The following is a 17,580-nucleotide window of genomic DNA, read 5'->3' on the forward strand; positions in this document are numbered from 1 at the left end:
GGCGTTTGCCAAAAGTGACCCGCCGTAAGGGCGGAACCTTTAGTAGCCGTCACCGAAGAAACGGATATACACACCAACCCGTCAAAAAAAGGCGCCCCCGCTACTTCACCACCTTAAGACTAGGCCGACCACTAGGCCGCGGCGGCTCATCATCCGGTGGCGGCAAATCATCATCCACCTCGTACTCTTCCTCGCCATCCAGCGGCGCTTCCAGCTCAAACACCATACCCTGCCCATTCTCCCGGGCATAAATCCCCAGGATCGAGGCGATAGGCACATACAGCGTATGAGGCACGCCACCGAAGCGGCCTTCAAAGCTCACGGCATCGTTATCCATGTGCAGATGGCGCACGGCGGCCGGCGAAACGTTCAGGACAATCTGCCCGTCATTGGCAAACCCCTGCGGCACCTGTACCGATGGATACTCGGCATTGACCAGCATGTGCGGGGTGCAATCGTTGTCCACAATCCACTCATAGAGCGCGCGGACCAGATAAGGTCGACTGGAGTTCATAGCGGCTCCCTAAGCCTTAGCGCATGTCGCGTTCAACACCAGACAGACTCGCCTGGAAAGTCTCACGCGCAAATTGGCGCTCCATATAATCAAGCAGCGGCTTGGCGGGCCGCGGCAGTTCGATACCCAGAATCGGCAAACGCCAGAGTATGGGCAATAGGCAGCAATCCACCAGACTTTGTTCCTCACTGAGGAAAAACGGCTTGTCGATGAACAGCGGCGATACGCCCGTCAGGCTTTCACGCAACTCCTTGCGCGCCACGACCCGCGCCGGTTCCTTGGTCCGCGGATCCAGGATCAGATCCACCAGCCCACACCAGTCACGCTGGATGCGATGGATCAGCAAACGGCTGTTGGCACGTGCCACAGGGTATACCGGCAGCAAAGGCGGATGCGGATAACGCTCATCCAGGTATTCCATCACCACCGTCGACTCCCACAATGCCAGGTCACGATCGACCAGCGTGGGCAGGCTGCCGTAGGGGTTCACCTCGATCAGCTTCGGCGGCTGACGGCCAGCCTCGACGTAGATGATCTCGGCGCTGACACCCTTTTCTGCCAGTACGATACGTACCCGGTGGGAATAGTGGTCGGCGGGGTCGGAGTAACAGGCCAACCGATTGGTCACGCCCATGGCGATCCTCCTCGCTTGTTGAAATTTTAGAAAAGAAAAACGAGCGCGCCCAGAGGGCGTCTCCCGTAACACCTGGCTGACCAGGCTCGTTACACCTTCAGAGACGCCCTTGGGCGCGCACGATTAACAGCAACGTTACAGCTTACAGCGTTATCAATGTACGTCTTTCCAGTATTCACGCTTGAGCAGATAAGCGAATACGAAGAAGAACGCCAGGTACAGCAATACATACGTACCGATGCGCTGATGTTGCAGCTTCACCGGGTTGGCCGAGTAGGCCAGGAAGGTCACCAGGTTCTTGACCTTCTCGTCGAATTGCTCAGGCGTCAGGGTTCCGCTGTTCGGCACGATGGTCAATTGATCACAGGCTTCGTGAGTCAGCGCGGTACCGGTCAACGGATCGTATTGCTTCTTGCCGTGCTCGACGACCTGCACCTGCTTGCAGCCTACCACCTGACGACCCTGCAGGCCGACCAGGACGTTCGGCATGCCGACGTTCGGGAAGACCTTGTTGTTCACGCCCCACGGACGCGCAGGATCCTCATAGAACGAACGCAGGTAGCCATAGAGCCAGTCGGTACCGCGTACACGGGCAACCAGGGTCAGGTCGGGCGGCGCAGCGCCGAACCAGGTCTTGGCATCTGCCGGCTGCATGCCGATGGTCATGTGGTCGCCCAGCTTGGCGCCGGTGAACACCAGTTTCTCGAGCATCAGCTCATGGGGAATGCCCAGGTCATCGGCCACGCGCTCGTAACGCTGGAACTTGGCACTGTGGCAACCCATGCAGTAGTTGGCGAACGTACGCGCGCCGTCCTGCATGGCGGCTTTGTCGGAAACGTCGATGTCGACTTTTTCCAGCTCTGGACCACCGTGTTCGGCCGCGAAGGACAAGACAGGCATGGCAGCAAGAATCAGTACAGCAAATAGCTTTTTCATCAGCCAGTCACCCTTTCCGGAACCGGTTTGGTCTTCTCGAGCCTGGTATAGAACGGCATCAGAATGAAGTAGGCGAAGTACAGGAACGTACAGACCTGCGACAGCAACGTACGCCCCGGTGTCGGTGCCAGTACACCCAGCACACCCAGGATCACGAACGAAATGCAGAACACCACGAGCCAGATCTTGCTCAGCCAGCCTTTGTAGCGCATCGACTTGACCGGGCTGCGGTCCAGCCACGGCAGGACGAACAGCACGGCGATGGCCGCGCCCATGGCGATAACGCCCAGCAGCTTGTCCGGGATCGCCCGCAGAATCGCGTAGAACGGCGTGAAGTACCAGACCGGGGCAATGTGCTCAGGCGTCTTGAAGGCGTTCGCCTGTTCGAAGTTCGGCTTCTCGAGGAAGTAGCCGCCCATCTCCGGGAAGAAGAACACGATGGAGCAGAAGATGAACAGGAACACCACCACACCGACAATGTCCTTCACGGTGTAGTACGGGTGGAAGGCGATGCCATCCAGCGGTACGCCGTTTTCGTCCTTGTGCTTCTTGATGTCCACGCCATCGGGGTTGTTCGAGCCGACTTCGTGCAGCGCCAGGATGTGCAGCACTACCAGGCCGAGGATCACGATCGGCAGGGCTACCACATGCAGGGCGAAGAAGCGGTTCAGGGTAATACCCGAGATCAGGTAGTCACCACGGATCCACTGGGTCAGATCGTTGCCGATGACCGGGATCGCGCCGAACAGCGAGATGATCACCTGGGCACCCCAGTAGGACATCTGGCCCCATGGCAGCAGGTACCCCATGAAGGCCTCGGCCATCAGCGCCAGGTAGATCAGCATGCCGAAGACCCATACCAGCTCACGAGGCTTCTGGTACGAACCGTAGAGCAGGCCACGGAACATGTGCAGGTAGACCACGATGAAGAACGCCGAAGCGCCGGTGGAGTGCAGCAGGCGCAGGATCGAGCCGTACTCGACGTCACGCATGATGTACTCGACGGAAGCGAACGCCTCTTCCGCCGACGGGGTGTAGCTCATGGTCAGCCAGACACCGGTAACGATCTGGTTGACCAGAACGAGCAATGCCAGGGAGCCAAAGAAATAGAAGAAGTTGAAGTTTTTCGGAGCGTAGTACTTGCTGAGATGGTCTTCCCACATCTTGGTCGCGGGAAAGCGCGCATCAACCCAATCCATAAGTTTGCTCATCACGCTTTCTCCGTGTCGACGCCGATGACAATGATGTCATCCGACTCATAGGAATGCGGGGGAACTGGCAGGTTCAGAGGTGCAGGCTGCGATTTGTAGACGCGACCCGCCAGGTCGTAGTGGGAGCCGTGGCAAGGGCAGAAATAGCCACCTACCCAGTCCTTGCCCAGATCGGCAGGAGCCACTTCGGGACGGAATGTTGGCGAGCAACCCAGGTGCGTGCAGATCCCGATCAGCAGCAGGAGCTCAGGCTTGATCGAACGCGTTTCTGGATTGACGTATTCCGGTTGGACCGAGTTCTTGGAAGAGGGATCGGACAGCTGGCCCTCGATCTTTTTCAGATTCCCCAGGATTTCCTCTGTACGGCGGACAATGAACACCGGCTGACCACGCCACTCAGCAATCATCTGCTGGCCTGGCTCGATCTTGCTGACATTCACTTTCACCGGTGCACCTGCAGCTTTCGCCTTGGCACTGGGAAACCATGACCCCACGAACGGGACCGCAGCCCCCACCGCTCCTGCAGCACCCACCACGGATGTGGCTGCTACCAGGAAGCGACGCCGGCCTGCATTCACGCCGTCATTGCTCATTCAGTCCTCTCCCATCAGCTTTGTGGCCTGTTAGATCAGGCGTCTACTAAGTAAAAATCTGAACTTATAAAAATTTTGCCGAATGGTAATGAAAACCCCCAATTCTGACAAGGTAATTACCAAGCAGCGCTACCGCCAAGCCTTGTAGTATAGGGGCTCTACGAATGTGGCAAGTTGTCACAGAGCATTTATTTCGCCCATAAAAAAACGCCCAGCTCCGTGAGGAAACTGGGCGCCTTCTGAAAGCGGAAGCGAAATTAACGCTTCGAGTACTGCGGACGCTTACGCGCTTTACGCAGACCGACTTTCTTACGTTCAACTTCACGGGCGTCGCGAGTCACGAAGCCAGCTTTGCGCAGCGCGCTACGCAGGGTTTCGTCGTAGTCCATCAGGGCGCGAGTGATGCCGTGGCGGATTGCGCCAGCCTGACCACTCACACCACCACCGATAACGGTGACGTAGATGTCGAATTTTTCGACGGTCTCGGTCAGTTCCAGCGGCTGACGAACTACCATGCGGGCAGTTTCGCGGCCGAAGAAGTTATCCAGGGAGCGGTTGTTGATGGAGATGTTACCAGTGCCCGGACGCAGGAAAACGCGTGCGGTTGCAGTCTTGCGACGGCCAGTGCCGTAATTTTGAGTCGCCGACATAATGAACTATTCCGTTAAAACTTCAGTTCTTGGGGCTGCTGAGCAGTATGAGGGTGAGCAGCGCCCGCATAAACCTTCAGCTTACGATACATGTCGCGACCCAGCGGGTTCTTAGGCAGCATGCCTTTAACCGCGGTCTCGATCACGCGCTCAGGGGCTTTGGCGATCAGCTTTTCAAAGTTGATCGACTTGATGCCGCCCGGAAAACCGGAGTGGGAGTAGTACATTTTGTCAGTGGTTTTAGCGCCAGTAACACGTACTTGCTCAGCGTTGATCACGACGATGTAGTCACCGGTGTCAACGTGAGGGGTGTACTCAGGCTTGTGCTTGCCACGCAGACGGCTCGCGATTTCGGTGGCCAGACGACCCAGGGTCTGACCAGCAGCGTCGACGACGAACCAGTCGCGCTGTACTGTTTCCGGTTTAGCAGTAAAAGTTTTCATTCTTTATAGCCTCAGGGGCCGCCCTGTAAATTAGACGGCGGATCTTACTGAATAGTGCGTACTTTGACAAGTCAAAGGCAGCCGGATACAGACGCTTTCGGGGGCTCGGGTCGGCGCGTCCGTTCAACGGCAAGATTCTTCGGCGGCGGCGCATCACTTCCACTGCAGAAAGAGGTGCGCAATTATGCAGATTGCGAAAAATATTTCAACCTGCTTTTATGATTGTTTTGCCCAAGGAGTCCCCGATGGACTATCGCCAGCTAGGCCGTACCGATCTGAACGTGAGCGCCCTGTGCCTCGGAACCATGACCTGGGGCGAGCAGAACAGCGAGGCCGAGGCTTTCGCCCAGATCGAACGCGCCAAGGGTGCCGGCATCAATTTCCTCGACACCGCCGAGATGTACCCGGTCCCACCCAAGGCCGAAACCTATGCCACCACCGAGCGCTACATCGGCAACTATTTCAAGAGCCGTGGCGACCGCGCCGACTGGATCCTGGCGAGCAAGATCGCCGGCCCCGGCAACACCATCGACTACATCCGCGACAAAAATCTCAAGCACAACCGCCGCCACATCGTCGAGGCGCTGGACGCCAGTCTCAAGCGCCTGCAGACCGACTGGATCGATCTCTACCAGTTGCACTGGCCGGAACGCAGCACCAATTTCTTCGGGCAGTTGGGCTACAAGCACAAGGCCGATGAAGACTTCACCCCACTGGAAGAAACCCTCGAGGCCCTCGACGAACAGGTCCGTGCCGGCAAGATCCGCCATATCGGCCTGTCCAACGAGACGCCGTGGGGCACCATGAAATTCCTCGCCCTGGCCGAAGCCCGCGGCTGGCCGCGCGCGGTGTCGATCCAGAACCCGTACAACCTGCTCAACCGCAGCTTCGAGATCGGCCTGGCGGAAATCGCCCTTCGCGAACAGTGCGGGCTGCTGGCCTACTCACCATTGGCGTTCGGCTTCCTGTCGGGCAAATATGAAGGCGGCGCACGGCCGGCCAAGGGCCGCCTGACGCTCTATAGCCGCTTCATGCGCTACTTCAATCCACAGTCGGAGGCGGCATGCAGCCGTTATGTGGCGCTGGCCCGTGAACACGGTCTGGACCCGGCGCAGATGGCCTTGGCGTTCGTCACGCAACAACCGTTCGTGACCAGCAACATCATCGGTGCCACCACCCTTGAACAACTGGACAGCAACATCGCCAGCTTCGACCTGAAGCTGTCGGATGAAGTGCTGGCGGGGATCGAGGCGATTCACAAGGATCATCCGAATCCTGCTCCTTGATTGCCCCATAGACCCAATCGCGAGCAGGCTCGCTCCCACAATGGATCGTTGCCTACTGTGGGAGCGAGCCTGCTCGCGATAGCGATCTCAAGACCACAACGCACTCAAAGCGACCGCGCAATGATCTCCTTCATGATTTCATTGGTCCCCGCATAGATCCGCTGCACCCGCGCATCCGCCCACGCCCGGGCAATCGGGTATTCCCACATGAAGCCGTAGCCGCCATGCAGCTGCACGCATTCGTCGAGCACCTTGCATTGCAGGTCCGTGCCCCAGTACTTGGCCATCGCCGCCGTCGGCACGTCGAGCTTGCCTTGCAGATGCAGTTCCAGACAGCGGTCGACGAAGACCCGGCCGATCTGGATCTCGGTGGCCATTTCCGCCAATTTGAAGCGGGTGTTCTGGAACTCCGCGATGGACTTACCGAAGGCCTTGCGATCGCGGGTGTAATCCAGCGTCCATTGCAGCGCCGCTTCGGCCGAGGCCAGCCCCCCAATCGCGACGGTCAAGCGCTCCTGGGGCAACTCCTGCATCAGATAGGCAAAGCCCATTCCGGCCTGGCCGAGCAGGTTCTCCTTCGGCACCCGGACATCCTGGAAGAACAGTTCCGAGGTGTCCTGGGCTTTCATTCCGACTTTCTCCAGACGCTTGCCCTTCTCGAAGCCTGGCGTGCCCGCCTCCACCAGGAACAGGCTGGTACCCTTGGCACCGGCTTTCGGATCGGTCTTGGCGACCACGATCACCAGGTCGGCAAGAAAGCCATTGGTGATGAAAGTCTTCGAACCATTGATGATGTATTCATCGCCGTCCAGTACTGCCGTGGTTTTCACCCCTTGCAGATCGGACCCGGCGCCGGGTTCGGTCATGGCAATGGCCGTGACCATTTCGCCGGAGACCAGTTTCGGCAGGTACTTATGCTTCAACGCTTCGCTGCCGTAATGCAGGATGTAAGGCGCAACGATATCCGAATGCAGTGAGAAGCCGATGCCCGTCAGCCCCAGACGGCCGATCTCCTCGATCACCACCATACTGTAGAGGAAATCCGCATCGAGCCCGCCATAGGCTTGCGGCAGGTGCGAACACAGCATCCCTGCCTCCCCGGCCTTGTTCCAGAGCTGGCGGTCGACATGACCCTGTTTTTCCCACTGGCTGTGGTACGGCACGGCCTCCTTTTCCAGGAACGTTCGCACGCTGTCGCGAAACAATTCGTGCTCGGGACTGAACAGGGTTCTTGGGATCATGGCGCACCTTTGGTTATGGTTGGATGGGGTCATCCGCTGAGCCTAAGCCCGGGAAGTACCATAGGACACTGGACACATCCGACAAAAAATAAGACGATCCAGCCGTCTGGTGACCACTTTCCCCTATAAAAACAAGATGAATTTATGTCTATGCACCCTTCCACGCCCTTGCGGCGCGTCAGCATCCTGGCAGTCGACCGGGTTTTCGCTTTCACCCTCATGCAGGCCAAGGACTTCTTCCACATGGCCAGCCTGCGCTACGGCAAACAACTGGGCCTAGGCCTGACACCGGCGTTCGAAATCCGCCTGGTCAGCCCCGATGGCAAACCGGTGAACAGCTTCAGCGAAGTGATCATGCCGGTGGATGGCGGCCTGGAAAACACCGATGTGATTATCCTGCCGGCGTTCTGGGATGACTTCCCCACCCTTTGCCAACGCTATCCCCAGGTCCTGCCCTGGCTGCGGGAACAGCACGCTCGCGGCGCCGTGCTATGCGGCGAAGCCACGGGCGTGTTCTGGCTGGCCGAAGCAGGGTTGCTCGATGGCAAGGAAGCCACCACCTACTGGCGCTTCTTCAACGCCTTCAGGGAGCGTTTCCCCCAGGTACACCTGAACCAGGACAAGCATCTGACCGACGCCGACAACCTGTTCTGCGCCGGCGGCACGACCTCGGTGTGCGACCTCTACATCTACCTCATCGAACGCTTCTGCGGCGCCAACATCGCCCAGGCCGTGGCGCGAGACATCCTGTATGAAGTGCAGCGCAACTATTCGCCGGGCAGGATCGGTTTCGGCGGGCAGAAACTCCATCAGGACGTGATCATCCTGCAGATCCAGCACTGGCTCGAAGAGCACTTCGCCGACAAGTTCCGTTTTGAAGACGTCGCCCGGGAACACGGCATGAGCATTCGCAATTTCATGCGCCGCTTCCAGACCGCTACCGGTGACAAACCGCTGCATTACCTGCAGCGGCTGCGCATCGAAACCGCCAAGGGCCTGCTCTCCGGCAGCCGCAAGAGCATCAAGACCATCAGCTACGAAGTCGGCTACGACGACGCGAGCTTCTTCGCACGGCTGTTCCGGCAGCACACGGACCTGTCGCCGAACCAGTACCGGCAGCAGTTCCAGCAGGCGGCCTGAGGCTTCGGTCACCACGACCCCATGTGGGGGCGAGCCTGCTCGCGATGACAGCGGCACATTCGGAATCGTAGCAAGCTGGCCCACCGTCATCGCGAGCAGGCTCGCTCCCACAGGGTTTGCGGTGGTTCAGCCATAAAAAAAGGCCTGCAATTGCAGGCCCTTCATGCTTTGCGAATCAGCCTAGGGCTTATGCGCCCGCGACAGGAACTCATGGGACTGCATTTCCAGCAGGCGACTCAACGTCCGCTGGAATTCGAACGTCAGGCGACCACCGGTGTAGAGGTCTTTGAGTTCGACTTCGGCCGAGATGATCAGCTTCACGTTACGGTCGTAGAATTCGTCCACCATATTGATGAAGCGACGGGCGATGTCGTCGGTGGTGACGCTCATCTGCTCGACGCCGCTGAGCAGTACGGCATGGAAAATCTTGCCCAGCTCGATGTAGTCGTTCTGGCTGCGAGGGCCGTCGCACAGTTCGCGGAAATCGAACCAGGCCACGTCGTCACAGGTGCGGATGGCGCGGATCTCGCGATTCTCGATCATCAGCACATCGTTCTCGACCGCCTGGGTGCATTCCGGCGTCAGGGCGCGGAAGCTCTTGCGCAGGCTTTCCTCGGCAGCGGCATCCAGTGGGTAATGGAACAGCTCCGCCTGTTCGAGATGGCGCAGGCGATAGTCGACGCCGCTGTCGACGTTGACGATTTCGGTGTGTTCCTTGATCAACGCAATGGCCGGCAGGAAGCGCGCCCGTTGCAGGCCATCCTTGTACAAGCCGTCCGGTACGATGTTCGACGTGGCGACCAGGGTCACGCCATTCTTGAACAACTCTTCCATCAAGGTGCCGAGGATCATGGCGTCGGTGATGTCGGACACGAAAAACTCATCGAAACAGATCACCCGCGTTTCACTGGCGAAACGCTTGGCGATGATGGTCAATGGGTTCTTCTCGCCACCCAGGGTCTTCATCTCTTCGTGCACGCGCTTCATGAAGCGGTGGAAGTGGGTGCGGGTCTTTTCCTTGAACGGCAGCGCTTCGAAGAAGGTGTCTACCAGGTAGGTCTTGCCACGGCCGACACCACCCCAGAAGTACAGGCCCTTGACCGGTGCCAGTTCCTTCTTGCCGAAGAGTTTTCCCAACAAGCCCGGCTTGTTGTTCGACGCGGCGATCAGGTCGTCGTACAGGCGCTGCAAATGCCGCACTGCCGTTTCCTGGGCTGCGTCGTGGAAGAACTCCGGGCGTTTCAGATCAGCTTGATATCGTTCTAGGGGGGTCATATTCGTTAGCAAGGCAACAAAAACGGGCCGTCACTGTAGCGACGGCCCGCAGGAATGGCAATCGGCCCTTATCCAGGGCCGATGGTCGGATGATGCTTTGGATCAATCCTGCGCGGGCGTCAGCGCGACGCGCAGCGCATCGATGGCCGCATCCCGCGCGGCATCGTCGGCAAAAGCCGGGCTGTCCGCCACGCACTCACCTTCGAGCCAGACGCTGAAACCCGCTGTCTCGCTGCGTACGTCCAGTGGCAGGCCGGCTTGCAGTTGCTTGGTCACCTGGCCCGCGGTCTTGCCATCGGCAAAATGGCGAGACAGCAACAATTGCTCGCCATCGGCGGCCAGCAGGCGGAAGCGGAAACTGCCGTCGTCTTCGCGAAAGCTGACGAAGCGTGCGGCCTTGGCAGCTTTCTTCTTCGTGCTGGCCGCCACCTGAACCTGGCTGACGAACGAACGCAGGCCAACGGCTTCACGCAGTTCATTGAGGAACGGCGTCGCCACCGCGCGGGCTTTTTTCGCGCCCAACTGCAGGATGTCTTCGAGGTCCGACGGACGCTCGATCAACTGGTGATAACGCTCGCGGGCCTCACCCAGCTCGCTGTCGAGCAACTGGAACAGACGATTCTTCGCTTCGCCCCAACCGAGGCCCTGCACCAGCTCGCTGCGGAACTCCGCTGACTGGGCCGGGGTGGCGAAGGCCTGGAACAGCGTGAACAGGTGCGAGTTATCCGGATCCTTCGCTTCGCCCGGGGCGCGGGAGTCGGTGACGATCCGCGAGATCGCGTCCTTCATGTCCTTGGCGCTGCTGAACAACGGAATGGTGTTGTCGTAGCTCTTGGACATCTTGCGGCCATCGAGCCCCGGCAGCGTGGCGACGCTTTCTTCGATCAGCGCTTCGGGCATGGTGAAAAACTCCTTGCCCTGGCCAAACAGGTGGTTGAAGCGCTGGCCGATGTCCCGAGCCATTTCCACGTGCTGGATCTGGTCGCGACCGACCGGCACCTTGTGGGCGTTGAACATCAGGATGTCAGCGGCCATCAGCACCGGATAGCTGTACAGGCCCATGGTGATGCCCGCGTCCGGGTCTTCGCCGGTCTCGACGTTCTTGTCCACCGAGGCCTTGTAGGCGTGGGCGCGATTGAGCAGGCCCTTGGCGGCGACACAGGTCAGCAGCCAGGTCAGTTCCGGGATTTCGGGAATATCGGACTGGCGATAGAAGGTCACACGATCCACATCCAGGCCGCCGGCCAGCCAGGTGGCGGCGATTTCCAGGCGCGAGCGCTGGATGCGCAGCGGATCATCGCATTTGATCAGGGCGTGATAGTCGGCCAGGAAGTAGAACGAATCGGCATTGCTGTCACGACTGGCGAGAATCGCCGGGCGGATGGCACCGGCGTAGTTGCCCAGGTGTGGGGTGCCGGTGGTGGTGATGCCGGTCAGGATACGGGTACGAGTCGTCATGGATTATCGCTTGTCAGACTGCTGTCAATTCGAAAGGCGCGGCAGGAGCAGATCCTTGAGATCGGTCAGCTTGCCATGAAAAAAGTGTCCGCATTCTGCCACTTTCAGCAGCTCATGGGGGCGTTGGAGCGCATCGGACCAATCGTAGACCAGTTGGGGATCGACGACTTCATCATTTTCCGGCTGGATCACCGTCAACTCGCCGCGCATCGCCAAAGGCGACTGCTCGTCCAGGCGCATCACCGCCGGCGCCACCATGAACAGGTGCTTGAGCGATTGCCCCTGGGCTTCGAGCCGTCCACCCAGGCTGGCAGCGACGAAGCCACCGAAGGAAAAACCGAAAAGACTCAAGGGCAGTTGCGGGTGTTTTTCCCGCAGCCATGCAGCGGCGGCCTCGGCGTCGTCTACTTCACCGGTGCCCATGTCATGGCTGCCGGCACTCGCGCCGACACCACGATAATTGAAACGCAATGTGACCAGGCCGGCATCCCGGGCCGTGCGTTGCAGGGTCGAGACCACCTTATTGAGCATGGTCCCGCCCTGCACCGGGTTCGGGTGGCAGATCAGCGCCAGGCCACGGGGCGCCTCGCTGTCTAGGTACAAAGCTTCCAGTTGGCCCACCGGGCCTTCGATGACTACAGGGGTTTCGCGCATAAGCAAGGGAAAGAACTCCGTGACCCCGGATAGGGTCGACTCGTCTAGCTAAAAGTCTGTGCCTGGCATGATTGCGATGTTCTTCGCGGTATACAGCGCAGGTCCGAGCCGTTAACGTAAAGCAAAGCCGTTTATAGAGGAAGGACTCGTGGAACACTCGCTCTTAGTTTGGTTGTTGCCGACTCTTGCCCTGGTTGCCGGTGTCGCCATTGGATTCCTGCTTGCCCGACTGCTGCCCAACGCAGTGCCCAACAGCACGCAACGTCAGCTGGACGACATTCAGGAACGTTTCGACAGTTATCAGAATGAAGTGGTCACCCACTTCAACGCCACCGCTTCTCTGGTGAAGAAACTCACCCAGAGCTACCAGGATGTTCAGGATCATTTGTCCGAGGGCGCCAATCGCCTGGCTCTGGACGAACAGACTCGCCAGCGCCTGCTGGCCGCCCTGCACGCCGACTCGGCGCAGGCTCCACGGGAACGCCTGACTCCGCCAAGGGATCAGGAGCCACCTCGGGACTACGCGCCCAAGGCACCGAATTCGCCCGGCATGCTCGATGAGCATTACGGTTTGAAAAAGTAAGCTGCAAGCCACACCAGAAGCCCGCCCGATCCTGTGATCGGGCGGGCTTTTTCATGGGCGCAGGGTTTCCATCGGTGAGGCCTGCCCGTTGAGGTCAGAACGCCAATTGAAGACTCTGCTGGCCTTCGAGGCTGAGCAGCAATTGCTTGGCTGCCAGCCCGCCGGCGAAACCGGTGAGGCTGCCGGAGGTGCCGATGACGCGGTGGCAGGGAGCAATGATCGAAATGGGATTCCGGCCGTTGGCCGCGCCCACCGCCCGAACAGCGGTCGGCTGGCCGATCTGGATGGCGATGTCGCGGTAACTGCGGGTCTCGCCGAAGGGAATGGTCAGCAAAGCCTGCCAGACCCGCTTCTGGAAATCAGTGCCGGCAAAGTCCAGCTCCAGCTCGAAACGACGCCGCTGGCCGGCGAAGTATTCACCCAGTTGACGCTCGGTTTCCTGGAGCACCGGGTGATGGATGTCTTCCTCCAAGGGTCCCAGGCGCACGCGGTTGAGTCGCTCGTTTTCCCACAGGATGGCGGCCAGCCTTGCGCCTCGGGCAACGAGGATCAGTTGGCCGACCGGGGATTGGATGGTTTTGTACCGGGGTAACATCGAGTCATTCCTTTACTGACTGGCTTTCGTGGCGGGTTCTCGAGAAGCCGGGTTCAGCCCAACAACCCCAACTCCTTCGCCCTCGCCACGGCCTGGGTACGGCGCTCCACGCCCAGCTTGCTGTTGATATGGCTGGCGTGGGTCTTGACGGTGTGCAGCGAAATGAACAGTTGCTCGCTGATTTCCTGGTTGGAACAGCCCCGGGCAATCAATTGCAACACCGCCCGTTCACGGCTGCTGAGGTTTTCGACAGGTGTCGGGGAGTCGACAGGTTGCGTCGACGTCGGCAGGCGTTCGAGCAGATTCTGGCACAAGGTGCTGGAGGGCGCGTGCAGCAGTTGCTCACGCAGCCATTCACGATGTTTGTCGCCCAGCAACCATTCAAAAGGCTGCAGTGCACCACCAGCGGCGGCTTCGAAAGCCTGGGCCAGGGTGCTGCGGGCCGCCGGCTCGCGGCCAAGGCTCAACAACAAGGCGACTTTCTGGTTAAGGGCCATCACGCTGAGCATTTGTCGGCCGGTTTGCTGGCCGTGCTCAAGCAAGGCATTGAGCCGCCCTTCCGCCAGCATCGGTTGGCCCCGGATGGATTCCAGCAGCGCCTGTTGCAGCTCGACATGCAGCGGCAATTGCGGGTGGAACTCCGGCGGGGCGGCGGCCTGTTCGCCGGTGTAGGTCCGCCCCAGCCGCGCCAGCCAGGCTTCGGCCAGCTCGGTACGGCCCTGGGCCAGCCAGAGCTCGCATTTGACCAGGGTGATCATCGCCAGGTAATAGATCGGCGGAACATCCCAGATGTGCATCAGACGCTCGGCTTCGGCCAGTTCGGCAAAGGCCCGGGCGAACTCGCCATTGTTGCCTTCGATACGGGCGATCACGCAATGACCCAGCAGCACGCTGATGTCGCGACAGGCTCGTGCTTCGGTAAGGCCGGCCTGCAACCGCGCCAGTCCGGCCTGGGGCTGCATGCGCAAGGTCAGCAGGAAACCCTCGTACAGGATCAGCCGCGCCCGTACCGCATAAAGCCGCTGGGGCGAGAGCTCGTGCAAACGTTGCAAGCCCTGGCGCACTTCATCCAGCGCCCGCAGAATCTCTCCCCGCGCCTGCAGGACCCGGGCACGATCGTAATGAGCCAAGGCTTCGAACAACGGGTTGCCGACCCGCTGGGCCAGTTCCAGGGAATCGCGATTCAGCCCCCGGGCACGCCACAGGTCACCGTCGGCAATCGCCAGGTTCGACAACGTGGACAGGCATATCAGGCGTTGGCCGTAGCGTTTGTGCGGCAGGCTCTCCAGGGCTTCGGTGCAATAGCGCACCGTGGCTTCACGATCCCCCCGGCCACGGGCGACGATCCCGCTCAGGGCCAACCATTGGGCAAGCATGGATTTCTGCGCGGTGGCCGACGGTGCCGGCAGGAAACGGCTCAGGTGGGCGGCCAGTTCTTCGGCGGCGTCCAATTGACAGGCCAGCCCCAGCGCCCAGCTGTAGAGCACGATCAGCCTCGGGGTGCTGATGAGCAGGCTGTCGGGCAAGTCCATCTTCCAGCGCAACAACATGCCGACGTTCTGCTCGGCCAGCAGCTGTTCCTCCGAGAGGGTCTGCACCAGGTTCGCCGCCACATCCAGGTGCCCGGCCCGCAACGCCTGCTCCACGGCTTCGTCGATCAGCCCCCGGGCGTTGAACCAGCGACAGGCGCGCAGGTGCAGGGTCGCGGCCGGCACCATGGCCGGCGCGCTGGGGCGGCTGCGCAACAGATCGGAAAACAGGTGGTGATAGCGATACCAGTGTCCGTGTTCGTCCAGGGGCACCAGAAATACCTGATGGGCCGCCAGGTAGTGCAGGATCTCGGCGCTGTCATGGGCTTCGCGCACCGCATCGCACAGTTCGCTGCAAAAGCGATCCTGTGGCGCGGTGTCGTAGAGAAACGCCTGCACCTCGATGGGCAGGCAGTCGATGACTTCTTCGAGCAGATAATCGCGGATCAGCCCTTCCCCACCGTGCAACGCCTGGGGCAGCCGGCCCTCGGAGCCGGCTTCGGAGGCAGCCAGCAACCAGAAACGCAGCCCGGCCACCCAGCCTTCGCTGCGCTGGATGAGGCTTTCCAACGCTTCACCGCGCAGCGAGCTGCTGTGATGCTCGAGCAGGGTCAGGGCTTCGCCATGAGTCAGACGCAGATCCTGTTCATTCAGTTCGAGCAATTGCCGCGACAGGCGCAGGCGCGCCAGATGCCAGTTCGGCCGCTGGCGACTGGTGACCAGTACCAGCAAGCCGTCGGGCAGGTGATTGAGGAAAAACTGCAGGCAGCGATCCAGTACGGGACCCTGGGCCAGGTGATAATCGTCGAGCACCAGCAGCAAGGGATTGCTGAGCGTCAGGTGACTGGTCAACTCCTCCAGCAGGCCGTCGAGCCATTCTTCGAACGCGAAGGGCTGGTGGCGCTGACGCATTTTCAGCAACCCCGCTGCCCGGCCGCCCAGCTGTGGAAAGAGCACTTGGAGTCCTTCGAGCAGCCGCTCCAGGAAACGTCCCGGGTCATTGTCCCTGGCGTTGAGCCCCAACCATAGGCTTTGCCAATGGACCGGCAGGCTCTGGCAGAACTCCACTGCCAGGGAGCTTTTGCCGAACCCCGCCGGCGCACTGACCAACAGCAATCGGCCACCGAGCCCCGCACTCAAACGCTCGCACAACCGCGGCCGCACGACGTGCCCGTCGGGCAGAGGCGGTCGGTAGAAGCGCCCGTCCTGTACCGCGATGGCTGCGCGGGCAGAATCCGGAAGTGAAGACAGATCGGTCATGGCCGGCTCTTGTTTAAATGCAGATGGCGGCGTTGCAGATGTCCGCAGACTAGCCGTAAACGAAGAGGTATTGAAGGGAGTGCTACAAATGGCTACAAAAAGACTACAAATCGCCACAACCCTGTGTTTAAACCTGAAAAATAAACGCCCCGAACCAGTCGGGGCGTTTATTCGAGGATGCGGCCTCGGGGTAAAGCGGTTTTAGCGGATACCGTCCTGGCGCAGCGCGTTCGGCGTGAAGTCTGCCGTGGTGGCGGTGAAGCCGAAATCGTAGGCCGATTTCTCTTCGTTCTTCATACCCAGGGCCAGGTAGCGACCGGATTGCAGGTCGTAGAGGGTTTCCAGGGCGTACCACGGCACTTGCTTGTCGTAGTAGTTCTCGGCATGGGCCTCGGCAACGCGCCACAGCTGGCCACGACCGTCGTAATGGTCGATCACCGCCGCCTGCCAGGTGTCTTCATCGATGAAGAAATCGCGCTTGGCGTAGATGTGGCGCTGGCCTTCCTTCAGGGTTGCGGTGACATGCCAGACCCGACGCAACTCGTAGCGCGCCAGGTCCTGGTTGATGTGGCCGGCCTTGAGGATGTCGGCGTACTTGAGTTGCGGCGAGTCGATCTTGTAGCTGTTGGCGGCGATGTACAGCTCTTTCTTGCCTTCCAGCTTCCAGTCGTAGCGATCCGGCGCACCGTTGTACATGTCCAGGTTGTCGGAGGTACGCAGGCCGTCGGCGGCGGTACCCGGACCGTCATAGGAGACCTGCGGCGCACGACGCACCCGACGCTGGCCGGCGTTGTAGACCCAGGCCGAACGCGGTTCCTTCACCTGGTCGAGTGTTTCGTGCACCAGCAGCACGCCACCGGCCAGGCGTGCCGGCGCAGTCACTTGCTGCTTGAAGTAGAACAGGATGTTGCCGGGGTTGGCCGGATCGAAATCCTTCATCTTGTCGCGGAACACGAACTGATCGCGGAAGTACACCAGGCTATAGGAGCCGTTGGGTTGCGGCGTGGCCTGGGTCACCAGGCGCGTCACGCTGCCGCCACGGTAGCGGGTGATGTGGTTCCAGATCACCTCGACGCCGCTCTGGGGAATCGGGAACGGCACGGCCGTCTCGAAGTTTTCCAGGCCGTTGCCGCCGGAGACCAGCTTGGTGTTCACCGCGTTCTTCTTGATGGAGGCGAACACCTCATCCGGCACGGTGGCGCCACGATGGGTCGGGTAGACCGGCATCTTGAAGGTTTCCGGGTAGCGCTTGAACATCGCATACTGGCCCGGCGCGAGCTTGTCCTTGTACTGCTCGACATTCTGCGCGGTGATGGTGAACAGCGGTTTCTCGCTGGCATACGGGTCGGCGAGGAATCCCTTGCTGTCCACGCTACCGGCGTTCTTCGCCATGGGTTTCCATGCGGAAATCGAACCGTCGGCATTACCGGCCATTTCGGCGCCCATCGGCGTCAGGCCCTTGCCCAGTTTATCGGCCTCGGCCGCAGGCACCGCGGCCATGACGCTGGCGGCCAGCAGGGACAATCCCAGTGCGCCGGCCTGCAACAGACTCTTTGTTATTTTCATAGTATGTCGTCC

17 protein-coding genes are annotated in these 17,580 nt (G+C 60.3%); 3 read left to right on the plus strand and 14 right to left on the minus strand.

Features of this window, described 5'->3' with window-relative positions; translation table 11 throughout:
• Nucleotides 1-100: 100 nt before the first annotated feature.
• The 7 genes from LOY35_RS23145 to rplM form a co-directional block, all read right to left on the minus strand.
• Nucleotides 101-514 (minus strand): ClpXP protease specificity-enhancing factor, encoded by a 414-nt coding sequence (locus tag LOY35_RS23145; RefSeq protein WP_041020582.1) that lies wholly within the window; start codon nt 512-514, stop codon nt 101-103.
• A 16-nt stretch (nt 515-530) separates the two neighbouring features.
• The gene (locus tag LOY35_RS23150) at nt 531-1,148 is read right to left on the minus strand and encodes a glutathione S-transferase N-terminal domain-containing protein (RefSeq protein WP_047701361.1); all 618 of its coding nucleotides are present in this window, start codon (nt 1,146-1,148) and stop codon (nt 531-533) included.
• 153 nt (nt 1,149-1,301) lie between these two features.
• A complete protein-coding gene (locus LOY35_RS23155) occupies nt 1,302-2,084 on the minus strand; it encodes a cytochrome c1 (protein WP_041020584.1) in 783 nt (260 codons plus the stop codon).
• Nucleotides 2,084-3,295 carry a cytochrome bc complex cytochrome b subunit gene (locus LOY35_RS23160; RefSeq protein WP_258627631.1) on the minus strand — a complete coding sequence of 404 codons (1,212 nt, stop codon included), beginning with the start codon at nt 3,293-3,295 and terminating at the stop codon, nt 2,084-2,086. The genes LOY35_RS23155 and LOY35_RS23160 overlap by 1 nt, the downstream gene beginning before the upstream one ends.
• Complete coding sequence (gene petA / locus LOY35_RS23165; protein WP_041020585.1) at nt 3,295-3,888, minus strand: ubiquinol-cytochrome c reductase iron-sulfur subunit; 594 nt, start codon at nt 3,886-3,888, stop codon at nt 3,295-3,297. Before petA ends, LOY35_RS23160 begins: the two co-directional genes overlap by 1 nt.
• A gap of 257 nt (nt 3,889-4,145) precedes the next feature.
• Nucleotides 4,146-4,538 carry a 30S ribosomal protein S9 gene (rpsI, locus tag LOY35_RS23170; RefSeq protein WP_003228056.1) on the minus strand — a complete coding sequence of 131 codons (393 nt, stop codon included), beginning with the start codon at nt 4,536-4,538 and terminating at the stop codon, nt 4,146-4,148.
• A gap of 14 nt (nt 4,539-4,552) precedes the next feature.
• Nucleotides 4,553-4,981, minus strand: coding sequence for a 50S ribosomal protein L13 (rplM, locus tag LOY35_RS23175; RefSeq protein ID WP_024781110.1), 429 nt, complete (start codon nt 4,979-4,981; stop codon nt 4,553-4,555).
• Nucleotides 4,982-5,226: 245 nt separating this feature from the next.
• On the opposite strand from rplM, the gene LOY35_RS23180 reads away from it, so the two are divergent.
• Nucleotides 5,227-6,267, plus strand: coding sequence for an NADP(H)-dependent aldo-keto reductase (locus LOY35_RS23180; RefSeq protein WP_258627632.1), 1,041 nt, complete (start codon nt 5,227-5,229; stop codon nt 6,265-6,267).
• A 104-nt stretch (nt 6,268-6,371) separates the two neighbouring features.
• Here LOY35_RS23180 and LOY35_RS23185 read toward each other — a convergent pair whose 3' ends face one another.
• Nucleotides 6,372-7,508 carry an acyl-CoA dehydrogenase family protein gene (locus LOY35_RS23185; RefSeq protein WP_258627634.1) on the minus strand — a complete coding sequence of 379 codons (1,137 nt, stop codon included), beginning with the start codon at nt 7,506-7,508 and terminating at the stop codon, nt 6,372-6,374.
• A 243-nt stretch (nt 7,509-7,751) separates the two neighbouring features.
• On the opposite strand from LOY35_RS23185, the gene LOY35_RS23190 reads away from it, so the two are divergent.
• Nucleotides 7,752-8,648: a GlxA family transcriptional regulator gene (locus LOY35_RS23190; protein WP_258633718.1), complete on the plus strand. Its 897-nt coding sequence runs from the start codon at nt 7,752-7,754 to the stop codon at nt 8,646-8,648.
• Between the two features lie 180 nt (nt 8,649-8,828).
• Here the strand turns inward: LOY35_RS23190 and zapE are convergent, their stop codons facing one another.
• From zapE to LOY35_RS23205, 3 genes are all read right to left on the minus strand, one after another.
• Nucleotides 8,829-9,923, minus strand: a complete 1,095-nt coding sequence (gene zapE / locus LOY35_RS23195) for a cell division protein ZapE (RefSeq protein ID WP_258627636.1) — start codon at nt 9,921-9,923, stop codon at nt 8,829-8,831.
• Between the two features lie 102 nt (nt 9,924-10,025).
• Nucleotides 10,026-11,381: a tryptophan--tRNA ligase gene (locus LOY35_RS23200; protein ID WP_258627638.1), complete on the minus strand. Its 1,356-nt coding sequence runs from the start codon at nt 11,379-11,381 to the stop codon at nt 10,026-10,028.
• A 24-nt stretch (nt 11,382-11,405) separates the two neighbouring features.
• Complete coding sequence (locus LOY35_RS23205) at nt 11,406-12,035, minus strand: alpha/beta hydrolase (RefSeq protein WP_258633719.1); 630 nt, start codon at nt 12,033-12,035, stop codon at nt 11,406-11,408.
• A gap of 148 nt (nt 12,036-12,183) precedes the next feature.
• On the opposite strand from LOY35_RS23205, the gene LOY35_RS23210 reads away from it, so the two are divergent.
• Entirely contained in the window at nt 12,184-12,618 is a 435-nt protein-coding gene (locus LOY35_RS23210) for a YhcB family protein (RefSeq protein ID WP_024778106.1), read from the plus strand.
• Between the two features lie 94 nt (nt 12,619-12,712).
• On the opposite strand, the gene LOY35_RS23215 is transcribed toward LOY35_RS23210, so the two are convergent.
• From LOY35_RS23215 to LOY35_RS23225, 3 genes are all read right to left on the minus strand, one after another.
• Complete coding sequence (locus LOY35_RS23215) at nt 12,713-13,213, minus strand: methylated-DNA--[protein]-cysteine S-methyltransferase (RefSeq protein ID WP_258627640.1); 501 nt, start codon at nt 13,211-13,213, stop codon at nt 12,713-12,715.
• A 53-nt stretch (nt 13,214-13,266) separates the two neighbouring features.
• Nucleotides 13,267-16,002, minus strand: a complete 2,736-nt coding sequence (locus LOY35_RS23220) for a LuxR C-terminal-related transcriptional regulator (RefSeq protein WP_258627647.1) — start codon at nt 16,000-16,002, stop codon at nt 13,267-13,269.
• Between the two features lie 201 nt (nt 16,003-16,203).
• A complete protein-coding gene (locus tag LOY35_RS23225) occupies nt 16,204-17,568 on the minus strand; it encodes a DUF1329 domain-containing protein (protein ID WP_258627649.1) in 1,365 nt (454 codons plus the stop codon).
• Nucleotides 17,569-17,580: the final 12 nt, after the last annotated feature.

This window comes from Pseudomonas sp. B21-028 (genome assembly GCF_024749045.1).
Taxonomy (GTDB): domain Bacteria; phylum Pseudomonadota; class Gammaproteobacteria; order Pseudomonadales; family Pseudomonadaceae; genus Aquipseudomonas.